Genomic DNA, 11250 nt, shown 5'->3' on the forward strand with positions numbered 1-11250 from the left:
TGGAGGACCGTCAGACCGTGGCGCGACGGCGACGGACCACGAAGACGGCGCCTCCGCCCGCGGCCATCGCCACACCGCCGAGCACGGCGATCATCGGCAGCGCGGAGGAGGAACCAGTTTCGGCCAAAGTGCCCTTCGGGCTGATCTGGGTGTCGCCCTCCGGCTTGTGCGGCAGCGGCTTCTTGCCACCCTGCGGCTTCGGGTCGGCCGGCGGCACCTGGCCCGGCTTCGAACCCGCCTTCAACACGTCGAACTCGTAGTACTCACCGGTCGAGTAGGCGCAGTTGCCCTCGTCGTCCGCGTACACGCCGACGCTGATGGCGTACCCGAAGCCCTCGGGCGCGCTCTTGGCGACGCTCAGCCGGAGGTCGACCGTAAGGGTCTCGTGCGGCCGCACATCGGTGTAGCCGATGTAGCCGGAGCCCGGGTCGTTCTCGTCGGTGGAGATCGCCTTCCAGGCGCCGGACTCGGGGTCCTTGTACTGCAGGGTCAGGTATTTGCCCGTCCCGTCGGGGGCGGACTCGTGCGCCGTGCCCGCGAAGAGCCCGAAGTCGACCCGCTGGTAGGTGCGGTCCGAGCCGTTCTTGACCTGGTACGTGAAGCCGTGGAAGCCACTGCCCGCCACGACCTTGGACGGCAGGCCGACGAGGGTGGTGCTCAGCTCCGGGTCCTCGTTGTAGTCCCCGTTGTCCGCGCATTCGCCGCCCGGCTCCTCGGTCGGCCCGGGGGTCGGCGTGGCGGTCTCGGTGGGGGTGGCGGTGGCCGTGGCGGACGGGTCCTCGGTCGGGGTCGGGTCCTCCTCGGCGGGCTCGGTGGGCTCGTCGGTGGGGTCCTCGGTGGGGTCCTCGGTGGCCTCCGTGGGCTCCTCGGACGGGCTGGAGGGGGCGGTCGCCGGGTCCTCCGGGGACGATGTGACGGTCTCGGTGACCGACGGCGTCGGGTCCTCCGACGGCGACTCCTCCGCGAAGGCCGCGGGGGCCGCGAGCAGCGCGGCAGGAGCGATGGCGGCGGTTACTGCGGCGGCCGCCAGGGCGCGGCGAAGCTTCATGAAGACCTCTCTGGGTCCGTACGCACCGCTGTGGTGGGCGGCACGCAGGTGGAAGGCCGTCGCGGTGGGGACGCGGTATGGCCGTGCGTTTGCACGTACATGACCACGCGAATGGCTGAAAGGTTGCCCTCACGTTTGCTCACAGAATGGTCACAGAATCCACCGCGGGCGTCCGGCCCCGCCCGCCATCACCCGTACGGCGCGTGACCGGCCCGCGAGCGGGCTCGTTGTGCCCGGTGCCGCGCCAGCCAGGAGCGGCCCGGAAAAATCCACGCGTGGCTCAGATCCGCCGAAGCGATGAGACGCGGCCCCTGTGGTGATTCAGGCGGCGCGTCGTGGGACCTCGTTTCGGCGAGGTGACCGGTCGGCAGGGGACAGCAGCCCGGTCACCACCTCAAGGACGGTCGGTCCCGGGGACGCCTGGGGCCGACCGCATCCGGTCGAAACGGTTGCGCCCGGCGCTTGGCATCCACCACGATGCTTCAGAGGCCGAGAGGGAGAACGCCCCCGGTCACCCCCCGACATCGGCCGGACCACGCGGGCGTACGCCGTCCACACACCCCCGATACCAGGGCCCCATGAGCCAGCGGCGCAACCCCCCGGCGCCGCCCCTCAGCACCGGCGCTGCCCTGACGCCGGTGCTGACCGCCTAGGGCCCCGGAGGCGCCCGCCCCGTTAGGGCGCCCCCGGGGCCCTACGCCTGCCCGGAGTGACCCGGGGACGCGCCCGGGGCCCGCGCCTGGGGGCGCGCCCGGGGCCCGAGCCCGGGGGCGCGGCTCCGCGCCCGGGGGCCGGTCCCGCCCTGGGCCCCGCCCCCATCCGGGTTCCGACTCCGCGCCCGGGGGGCCGGGCCCGCGCCTGGGGGCCGCCCCCGTCCGGGTTCCGACTCCACGCCCGGGGGCGCGACTCCGCACCCGGGGGGCCGGGCCTGTGCCTTGGGCCCCCGTCCTGGGCCCGGCCCTGCGTCCGGAGGACCGCTCCGCCTCGGGACGGTCCCGCCCGAGACTCGGCCCCGCCCCGGACCCCGAGCCCGCTCGGACCGGTCCGCCCCGGGCCCGGCCCCGCCTGGGGCCCGGTCCCGCCCCGCTTGGGCCTGGCCTCGCCTCCGACTCGGTCCCTCTCGCGCCCGGCCCCGCCTGGGCCCGGCCCTGCCGGGGTCCGGTGGGTCCGGGGCTCCTGCCTCGGGTCTGGTCCCGCCCGGGGTTCGGCCTCGCCTGGGGCCCGGCCCCGCCCGAGGTCCGCCCCCGGCCCCGCTTCGTCTCAGACCCGCCCCCGGCACAGCTCCAGCAGCGTCATGGCGAGTGTCGTACCGGGCTTGCCGAGCCGCTGCCGGTAGCGGTCGAGGATCTCCATCTCCCGGGAGAGCTGCACCCGCCGTCCGCCCGCCGCGATCCGCGCCTCCTGGATGGCGGCCGAGACGGCCATCCGCTCCCGGACGAGGTCGAGGATCCGGCCGTCGAGGGCGTCGATCCGCTCCCGGGCGGTGCCGATCACGTCGGCGGTCTCCGGGGCCTCCGGGGCCTCCGGGGCCTCCGGGGCCGTACTACCGCTGTTGCTGCTCATATCCGTATCTCCTGGTCCGTGTCGCGGAGCCCTGGAGTCCGGCCGGGACCCGGAGGAAAGACAGAGCGCCCCGGGCCTTTGCCGGCCCGGGGCGCCTGGGAAGTCGCTGTCGGTGTTTACGCAGCACGACCATGGCAGCCGGACGGGCCGGTGCCATAGGTAAAGACGAAGGTCATGCGCGTGGACATGGCGTCGATTATGAGCCCGTTAGAATCGAAAGTCCAAACCTGCGGTCCCGCCGCAGACAGTTCCACCGCACGCCACCACCGCCGGAAGGCCGCCGAAGTGCCATCAGCGTCCCCTGCTGCCGCCCCCGACACCGTCCTGGTCGTCGACTTCGGCGCGCAGTACGCCCAGCTCATCGCCCGCAGGGTCCGTGAGGCCCGGGTCTACAGCGAGATCGTCCCGTCCACCATGCCGGTGGCCGAGATGCTCGCCAAGAACCCGAAGGCGATCATCCTCTCCGGCGGTCCCTCGTCGGTCTACGCCGAGGGCGCGCCCACCCTCGACCGCGCGATCTTCGAGGCGGGCGTCCCGGTCTTCGGCATGTGCTACGGCTTCCAGCTGATGGCCATGGCGCTCGGCGGCAGCGTGGACAACACCGGGGCGCGTGAGTACGGCCGTACGGCGCTCACCGTCAGCAAGCCGGGCTCGACGCTCTTCGCGGGCACCCCCGAGGAGCAGCAGGTGTGGATGTCGCACGGCGACGCCTGCTCCAAGGCTCCCGAGGGCTTCACCGTCACCGCGTCCACCGATGTGGTGCCGGTCGCGGCGTTCGAATGCGACGAGCGCAGGCTGTACGGCGTACAGCACCACCCCGAGGTGATGCACTCCACCCACGGCCAGCAGGTGCTGGAGCACTTCCTCTACCGGGGCGCGGGCCTGGAGCCCACCTGGACCACGACCAATGTGGTCGAGGAGTCGGTGGCCGCGATCCGTGAGCAGGTCGGCACCAAGCGGGCCATCTGCGGGCTGTCCGGCGGGGTGGACTCCGCGGTGGCCGCCGCGCTGGTCCAGAAGGCCATCGGCGACCAGCTGACCTGCGTGTACGTGGACCACGGCCTGATGCGCAAGGGCGAGTCCGAGCAGGTCGAGAAGGACTTCGTGGCGGCCACCGGCGTACAGCTGAAGGTCGTCGAGGCCGAGGAGCGGTTCCTGTCCGCGCTGGCCGGGGTGTCCGACCCCGAGGAGAAGCGGAAGATCATCGGCCGGGAGTTCATCCGGGTCTTCGAGCAGGCCCAGGCCGAGCTGGTGGCCGAGGCGGGCGCGGCCGGGGAGGACGTGGAGTTCCTGGTCCAGGGCACCCTCTACCCCGACGTCGTGGAGTCCGGCGGCGGCACCGGCACCGCCAACATCAAGTCCCACCACAACGTGGGCGGGCTGCCGGACGACATCGAGTTCCAGCTGGTCGAGCCGCTGCGCCGGCTGTTCAAGGACGAGGTCCGGATGGTCGGCCAGGAGCTCGGCCTGCCGGACGAGATCGTCCACCGCCAGCCCTTCCCGGGACCGGGCCTGGGCATCCGGATCGTCGGCGAGGTCACCAAGGAGCGCCTGGACCTGCTGCGCGAGGCCGACGCCATCGCCCGCGAGGAGCTGACCGCCGCCGGTCTGGACCGCGACATCTGGCAGTGCCCGGTGGTCCTGCTCGCCGACGTCCGCTCGGTCGGCGTCCAGGGCGACGGCCGCACCTACGGTCACCCGATCGTGCTGCGCCCGGTCTCCTCGGAGGACGCGATGACGGCGGACTGGTCGCGGCTGCCGTACGACGTGCTGTCGCGGATCTCGACCCGCATCACCAACGAGGTCGACCAGGTCAACCGGGTGGTGCTCGACATCACCAGCAAGCCGCCCGGCACCATCGAGTGGGAGTGACCGCCGCGCTCCCTCCGGGTCGGATGGTCATCTGATCGTCAAACGCCGACGCCGTCGCTCATTCGTTTGGGTGGCGGTGTCGGCGTTTGGGCTGGGTACTCTGTGCGCAGAGGCGAGACTCCGTCCCATGGGAGCAAGCATGAGCGCCGCACGCGAGTACGGGCTGGACGAGCAGTACGAGTGGCCCCGCCCGCCGCAGGGCGGCTGGACGGCGGACGACCTCGACCGGCTTCCGAATCTTCCTCCGCACACGGAGCTGATCGACGGGAGTCTCGTCCTCATGAGTCCGCAGACCGCGTTCCACGCACGTGCCATGCGACTGTTCGAGTCCACCCTGCTGGACCAGGCACCGGACACGTTGGACGTCATGCGGGAGATGACGGTCAAGCTGGACGACATCAACCGTCTGGAACCCGATGTCCTGGTCCTTCGGGCCGGGGCGGACGCCGGGCCCCGCGACACCTGTTACCGGTCGGAGGACCTCGTGCTGGCCATCGAAGTGGTGTCGTTGGACTCCAGGGCGCGCGACCGCGATGTCAAGCCGCGTAAGTACGCCGGTGCGGGTGTGCCGCATTTCTGGCGGGTGGAGGAGGACCGCGGCCTTCCCGTGGTCTACGTCTACGAGCTCGACCCCGCTGTGAAGGCGTACCAGCCCACCGGCATCTACCACGACAAGCTCAGTCTGACCGTCCCGTTCCCCATCGAGATCGACCTCACCGCGATCAATCGCCGCCGCCCCTGACCCTGGCCTCCTGCGGTACCCGGAGGTAGCTTCCGCTCCAGCACCCCAGAGGAGCGGAGCTGCCGATGACGAACCAGCCGCAGGCCCCCACCCCGGTACCGACCGACCAGCTGCGGTTCACCATGCCCCCGCAGCACTCCTCCCTCCCCGACGAGCGCCGGTACCGCAAGGAGCGGCTGGCCGCGGCGCTGCGCCTGTTCGGGCGATTCGGGTACGAGGAGGGGGTCGCGGGGCACATCACGGTGCGGGACCCGGAGTTCCCCGACTGCTACTGGGTGAACCCGTTCGGCATGCCCTTCGGCCACCTCACCGTGAGCGATCTGCTCCTGGTCAACCAGGCGGGCCAGGTGGTGGAGGGACGCTCCCACGTCAACCAGGCGGCCTTCGTCATTCACTCGTCCGTGCATCAGGCGCGGCCGGACGTCGTGGCCGTCGCGCACAGCCGCTCGGTGCACGGCCGCGCGCTGGCCGCGCTCGGTGAGCCGCTGGAGCCGATCACCCAGGAGGTGTGCGCGTTCTTCGAGGACCACGCGGTCCACGGGGGCGCCACGGGGGTCGTCGTGGACGAGGAGGAGGGGCGTGCGATCGCCGCCGCGCTCGGCGGGTACAAGGGCCTCATCCTGCGCAATCGCGGTCTGCTGACGGTCGGGGACTCGGTGGACGCGGCCGCGTGGTGGTTCATCACGATGGAGCGGGCCGCCCAGGTGCAGCTGACCGCGAGGGCGTCGGGGAAGCCGGTCCCCATCGCCCGCGCCGACGCGCTGCGGACGCGTGAGCAGCTGGGAAACGATCTTGTGGCCTGGATCAACTATCAACCTCTGTATCTGCAGATCACCCGCGATGAGCCGGACCTGCTGAGCTGACGGCCTCCGCGGTGCGGCACAATCCCCTCTCGACACATGTCAGTTGGGCGGTGCCGCGCGACCCCGCGGCGCCGTGCGGTACGAGTGGACGACGGAGCGACCCGCGTGGCGGTGGAGACGGCGGAGAACGCCACGACGGCAGAAGGACGGCATCCCCATGGGCACCCCCGTGGCCACACGGGCTGTGCATGCCCCCAGGGGGCCCGTGAGGGCCACCGGAGGGCCGTGGCCGCGTTCGTGGCCCTGCGGGAGCGTTTCGCGGCCGGAGAGGGCCTTCCCAAGGCTCTCGCCCACTCGGCCGGGGCGTCCCGGCAGTGGGTCTCGGACGAGCTGGCCCAGGCGGCCCGTTCGGTCGCCGACAGCGGCCGCGCCGAGACCTCGGCCTGGCGCGGCCGGGTCGGGCGGCGCACGGTGTTCGTGGTGTGGGGCGCGGTCGGGGTGCTGCTGATCGGCCAGCTGGCCACGGCGATCGGCGCGGGCTGGACGGTCGCGCGGACGGCCGGGCTCGCCGCCGCCGTGATCAGCGCCGCGCTGCTGACCCTGGCCGCCCGGCTGCACCACGCCGCCGGCGGCCCGCTCGCCCCGCTCATCGGCGAGGACAACCGCCTCTCCACCTCCCGTGCCGTCGCCGCCGCCTGGCTGCTGATCGCGGTCTTCGCGGTGCTGGTGCTCGGCCTCGAGCTGGCCGTGGCCCCCGGCGACCGGCAGCGGCTGACCAACGGACTGGCCCTCGGCCACGCCGCCGGGCTCCTTGCGGTCGCCGCGCTGACGTGCGCGGCCGCGGTGCTCGCGCGGCTGGTCGTGGCGGCCCGGGTGCGGGCGCAGCGGCTCCAGAAGGTGCGGGCCGTGCGCCCGCGCGCCGCCGATCTGCTCACCGACGACGCGGGCCGGGGCAGCCTCGCCGATGTGCAGTACGTCGTCGTCCACACCGTGGCCCTCGCCTTCACCGCCGTCCGCCTGGCCCGCGAGCCGTGGCGGCTGCCCGACCTGCCGTGGGGCCTGGCGCTGCTGGCGGCCGTCTCGGTGGTGATGTACCTGGCCGGGAAGTACGCGGAGGGCGGCCGGCCGACCGTGCTGTCCGTGGTACGGGTGCGCCCCGAGGAGGGCGCCATCGACCGCGACGCCCCGATCCGCACCGGCGACGACATCGAGATCCGCGGCAGCGGCTTCGTCCCGCCGGGCGCCCAGGACCCGGACCGGCTGGCCAAGATGGTCGTCCGCATCGGCACGGTGCACGTCCACGTCCCGCTGGTCCCGGTCGCCGGAGGCTTCGGCAACCCGACGGACACCGCGCTCACGGTGCCGGTCCCGGTGGACGTGGAGCCGGGCCGGGTGGAGGTGCAGGTCGTGACGGCCTCGGGGGCGGAGAGCAACCGCTATCCCATCGACGTCATGGACTGAGTCGTTCCGGTCCACCGCTCCGTATGGTGTCGTCGGATGCGCGGCGAACGGGCGCGACCGGAACGGGCGCGGCGCCGCGACGGGAGAGGCGGGCGTCATGAGGCATGCGGATCGTACGGCCGGTTCGGGCACGGGGGGCAGCGGCGGCAGCGTGAACGGCGTGAGCGGCGTAGGCGGGCGGCAGCCGGCGGGCGTGCGGGCCACGGCGGCCCGTTACGCGCTGCTGCCGCTGCGGATCTTCCTCGGGGTCACCTTCGTCTACGCCGGGATCGACAAACTCACCGACTCGGCCTTCCTGGCCGACTCGGGCGCGGGCTCGATCGGCGAACTGATGGCTCAGGTGCGGGACGGCTCGGCCGTGCCGTGGCTGGTCGACCAGGCCCTCAAGGACCCCACCGCCTTCGGTTACGCCATGGCCTACGGGGAACTGGCCGTCGGCCTCGGCACCCTGGTGGGCCTCCTCTCCCGGCCGGCCGCCGCCGGCGGCGCGCTGATATCGCTGAGCCTGTGGCTCACGGTCAGCTGGCAGTCGGAGCCGTACTACTACGGCAACGACCTGGCCTATCTGATGGCGTGGCTGCCGCTGGTGCTCGCCGGGGCGCCGTATCTCTCCCTGGACCTCGCCCTCTCCAGGCGCCGGCGCCGGCAGGGCTCGCGGCTCTTCACGTAACGCCCGCGGCGCTTTCGCGGAGGGCGTGGCGCTTCACGGAGGGCATCGTGCTTCCTGGAGGGGGCGGCGTTTCGCGGGGGCGTGGCGCTTCCTGGAGGGGGCGGCTCTCCGCGGGGGCGCGGCCGGGGCTCCGGGCCCCCGTCCCGTCAGCTGATGATGCGGAAGCCGTCCTGGACCTCGTCGAAGATCGGCCGGTAGGTGTCCCAGTCCGCGTCCGGGGCGCTGAGGTAGATCGCGTACTCCTTGTCCCCCTCGTTGCCGAAGCCGAGGTCGATCGCCCGGAACATCCGGACCTCGCCGCGGAACTTGCACTCCCAGACCGCGGCGGGCATGCCCTGGTACTTCGTCTCCTGCAGCCGCAGCCGCTGGTAGACCGGGTACGCCTTCTTGAAGGCGTCCTCGACCTCCTCGAAGTGCTGGACCTGGTCGGCGGAGGCGAAGTCCAGGACGTTGATCCGCAGACCGGCCATCCGCGTGGGGTCGAGGTAGCGGACCTCCTGGGTGCGGTCGACCGTGTTGCCGTCGGGGTCGGACTTCTCCTGGCGGGACCAGCCGTCGGGGATGGGCAGGGAGAAGCCGAACTTCTTCTCGGTGACGATGTGGTAGCCCGACGGCGGGGTGTACGGCTTGGCCGGGGAGGCCGACGGCCTGCCCGGGGCGGAGGACTGCCCCGCGCCGTTCTTCTGGCCGTTGTCGTGGTCGATGCCGAACAGGTAGACGCCGCCCGCCACGGTCACCACCGCCAGGGAGGCCGCCGCGGCGGTCCACAGCGCCTTCTTGCGGCTCGTCCTGGGCCCCGGAGCGGGAGCGGGGGCGGGCGGGGACACCGGCGTCTGGGTGGTCGTGGCCGGTGTCGGGGCGGTCAACGGCGTGGCCGTGGGCGGGGTGTGCTGGGAGCCGGAGGTGTTCCCGGTGTCCGGGGCCTGGTGTGGGATCCGTGGATCCGGTGTGTGCGGTGTGCTCGGTGTGTGGGGAGTGTTCGAGGGGTTGTGCGGTGTGTTCGGTGGATTGTGCGGGGTGTGGCCAGAGTTCGACGGGTTCTGCGAAGTGTGGGGAGTGTTCGGGGTGTGCGCCGTCTGCGGGTGCCGGGCCGATGTCGTGGGCGCGTTCGCGCCGGTGGTCCGGCCGGTGCCGGTACCGGACTCCCGCCGCGTCGTCAGGTTCATCGTGGCGTCGAGTGACGGGGTCCGCAGCGACGTGGTCTCGGCCTCCGAGGCGGGCAGCCGCAGCGCCCGCTCGGTCTCCTCCGCCGAGGGCCGCAGCTCCGGCTCCTTGGCCAGCAGGCTCTCGATCAGCGGGGCCAGCGCACCCGCCTGCTTGGGCGGGTCCAGCGGGTCGACGGCGATCGCGTAACCCGTCTCGATCGCCGTGGTCCGGCGGAACGGCGGCCGTCCCTCGACCGCCTGATAGAGCGTCGCCCCCAGCGCCCACAGGTCCGACGCGGGGCCGGGTTTGCGGCCCCGGACCCGCTCCGGCGCGATGTAGTCGATGGAGCCGACCACCTCGCCGGTCTTGGTCAGCGTCGAGGTGCCGGTGGCCATGGCGATGCCGAAGTCCGTGAGCACGACCCGGCCTTCGGGCCCGAGCAGCACATTGCCGGGCTTGACGTCCCGGTGCAGCACCCCGGCCGCGTGCGCGGCGCGCAGGGCGGCGATCATGCCGCGGCCGATGCGGGCGGCCTCGTCGGGGGAGATCGATCCGCCGTCCCTGAGCAGGTCGGCGAGGGTCGTGGAGGGCACGTACTCCATGACGATGCACGGCAGTCCGGCGTGGTCCACCACGTCGTGCACCACGACCACATTGGGGTGGTTGATACGGGCCGCGCTGCGCGCCTCGCGGCGGGTGCGTTCGTGCAGGGTCGTCAGCTCGTCCTCGGCGAGGTGCGGAGAGACGTGGAGCTGCTTGACCGCGACCTGGCGGCCCAGCAGTTCGTCCTCGGCGCGCCACACCGTGCCCATGCCGCCGCGGCCGATCTTCTCGGCCAGGCGGTAACGTCCGGCTATCAGGTGGCCTTGGTCCGACACCGCTTTCCCCTCCCGCACACGTTCGATGCGACACGATAGCCGCCACGGTCCTTGGGGAGATCTCAGGGAAGACCTAGGGGCATACCGGATGCCGCAGGTGCGGCCGTGTTGTCACCATGGACGCATGACCGATGCACCCACCGTGGCGGACGAGGCCGAGACCGCCTCCGGTTCCCGCCCGTCACAGACGCCGCTCAGGCGCAGCCGTGACCACAAGGTGGTCTCGGGGGTGTGCGGAGGGCTCGGCCGGTACTGCGACCTGGACCCGGTGATCTTCCGGGTGGTGCTGTCGGTGCTGGCCGTCGCGGGCGGCCTCGGCCTGATCGCGTACGGTTTCTGCTGGCTGCTGGTCCCGCTCCACGGCGAGGACGAGAACGAGGGGCGGAAGCTGCTCTCCGGGCGGGTCGAGGGCCCGGCGCTGACGGCGCTTCTGGTGACGCTGGTGGGCTGTGGGCTGTTCCTGTCGATGCTCAACAACGGCAACGTCATGTCCTTCTCGTTCATGCTCGCCCTGGCGGCGGCCGGTGCGGCCTACTGGTCGCACCACCGCCGCCAGGCGGAGAGCGTGGGCGCGGTGGACCCGGCCACGGCCCAGGCGGTCGCCGACGCGCCGCCCGAGGCCAAGGCCCCGCCCACGCGGGGCGGCCCCGCCCCGTCCTGGTGGCGCGACCCGATCATCAAGGACGGTACGACCGGACCGCTCGGCTCCGCTTCGGGGCCGGGGTCCGGGCCCGGCTCCCGGACCGGTTATCTGTGGGGGCCGGACGAGGACCCGTACGACAAGGCGACGGCGAAGGCGGAGCGGTCCCGCCGGGTGCGGGACCGGCCGTCGATCGGCGGCTGGGCCTTCCTGCTGGCGGTCGCCGCCGCGGTGGTGGGGGCGCGGGCGGCGTGGTCCTCCCATCCGCTGGGCACCAGCCTCGAGATCGGGTTCGCCTGCGCGCTGGGCGTCTTCGGACTCGCCCTCGTCATCAGCTCCCGCTGGGGCCGCGCCGGCTCCGGCACGGTGTTCCTCGCGGTGCTCACGAGCGCGCTGCTGGCGGGCGCGGCGGCCCTCCCCGACGAGG

9 protein-coding genes are annotated in these 11250 nt (G+C 72.8%); 6 read left to right on the plus strand and 3 right to left on the minus strand.

Annotated features, from left to right (window positions below):
* Nucleotides 1–10: 10 nt before the first annotated feature.
* Nucleotides 11–1048, minus strand: a complete 1038-nt coding sequence (locus AXW62_RS44850; RefSeq protein WP_107308578.1) for an LAETG motif-containing sortase-dependent surface protein — start codon at nucleotides 1046–1048, stop codon at nucleotides 11–13.
* Between the two features lie 1260 nt (nucleotides 1049–2308).
* Nucleotides 2309–2611, minus strand: a complete 303-nt coding sequence (locus AXW62_RS18280; protein WP_060945462.1) for a chorismate mutase — start codon at nucleotides 2609–2611, stop codon at nucleotides 2309–2311.
* A gap of 285 nt (nucleotides 2612–2896) precedes the next feature.
* On the opposite strand from AXW62_RS18280, the gene guaA reads away from it, so the two are divergent.
* The 5 genes from guaA to AXW62_RS18305 all read left to right on the plus strand — a co-directional run bounded on the left by guaA (nucleotide 2897) and on the right by AXW62_RS18305 (nucleotide 8159).
* Entirely contained in the window at nucleotides 2897–4483 is a 1587-nt protein-coding gene (gene guaA, locus AXW62_RS18285) for a glutamine-hydrolyzing GMP synthase (protein ID WP_060945463.1), read from the plus strand.
* 139 nt (nucleotides 4484–4622) lie between these two features.
* Nucleotides 4623–5225: a Uma2 family endonuclease gene (locus AXW62_RS18290; protein ID WP_060945464.1), complete on the plus strand. Its 603-nt coding sequence runs from the start codon at nucleotides 4623–4625 to the stop codon at nucleotides 5223–5225.
* Between the two features lie 65 nt (nucleotides 5226–5290).
* A complete protein-coding gene (locus AXW62_RS18295) occupies nucleotides 5291–6088 on the plus strand; it encodes a class II aldolase/adducin family protein (RefSeq protein WP_060945465.1) in 798 nt (265 codons plus the stop codon).
* A 105-nt stretch (nucleotides 6089–6193) separates the two neighbouring features.
* The gene (locus tag AXW62_RS18300; RefSeq protein ID WP_060945466.1) at nucleotides 6194–7489 is read left to right on the plus strand and encodes a hypothetical protein; all 1296 of its coding nucleotides are present in this window, start codon (nucleotides 6194–6196) and stop codon (nucleotides 7487–7489) included.
* A 97-nt stretch (nucleotides 7490–7586) separates the two neighbouring features.
* A complete protein-coding gene (locus AXW62_RS18305) occupies nucleotides 7587–8159 on the plus strand; it encodes a DoxX family protein (protein ID WP_079105675.1) in 573 nt (190 codons plus the stop codon).
* A gap of 146 nt (nucleotides 8160–8305) precedes the next feature.
* Here the strand turns inward: AXW62_RS18305 and AXW62_RS18310 are convergent, their stop codons facing one another.
* The gene (locus tag AXW62_RS18310; RefSeq protein ID WP_060945467.1) at nucleotides 8306–10183 is read right to left on the minus strand and encodes a serine/threonine-protein kinase; all 1878 of its coding nucleotides are present in this window, start codon (nucleotides 10181–10183) and stop codon (nucleotides 8306–8308) included.
* A gap of 124 nt (nucleotides 10184–10307) precedes the next feature.
* On the opposite strand from AXW62_RS18310, the gene AXW62_RS18315 reads away from it, so the two are divergent.
* Nucleotides 10308–11250, plus strand: a 943-nt coding sequence (locus tag AXW62_RS18315; RefSeq protein WP_370682922.1) for a PspC domain-containing protein, incomplete at its 3' end; no start/stop codon positions are given.

This window comes from Streptomyces hygroscopicus subsp. hygroscopicus (assembly GCF_001553455.1).
Lineage (GTDB): Bacteria > Actinomycetota > Actinomycetes > Streptomycetales > Streptomycetaceae > Streptomyces > Streptomyces hygroscopicus.

What these genes read in the sequence shown, in the direction of transcription:
- AXW62_RS44850 (WP_107308578.1), bottom strand. Translation starts at nt 1,048, where the DNA reads ATGAAGCTTCGCCGCGCCCTGGCGGCCGCCGCAGTAACCGCCGCCATC.
- AXW62_RS18280 (WP_060945462.1), bottom strand. Translation starts at nt 2,611, where the DNA reads ATGAGCAGCAACAGCGGTAGTACGGCCCCGGAGGCCCCGGAGGCCCCG.
- AXW62_RS18290 (WP_060945464.1), top strand. Translation starts at nt 4,623, where the DNA reads ATGAGCGCCGCACGCGAGTACGGGCTGGACGAGCAGTACGAGTGGCCC.
- AXW62_RS18295 (WP_060945465.1), top strand. Translation starts at nt 5,291, where the DNA reads ATGACGAACCAGCCGCAGGCCCCCACCCCGGTACCGACCGACCAGCTG.
- AXW62_RS18305 (WP_079105675.1), top strand. Translation starts at nt 7,587, where the DNA reads ATGAGGCATGCGGATCGTACGGCCGGTTCGGGCACGGGGGGCAGCGGC.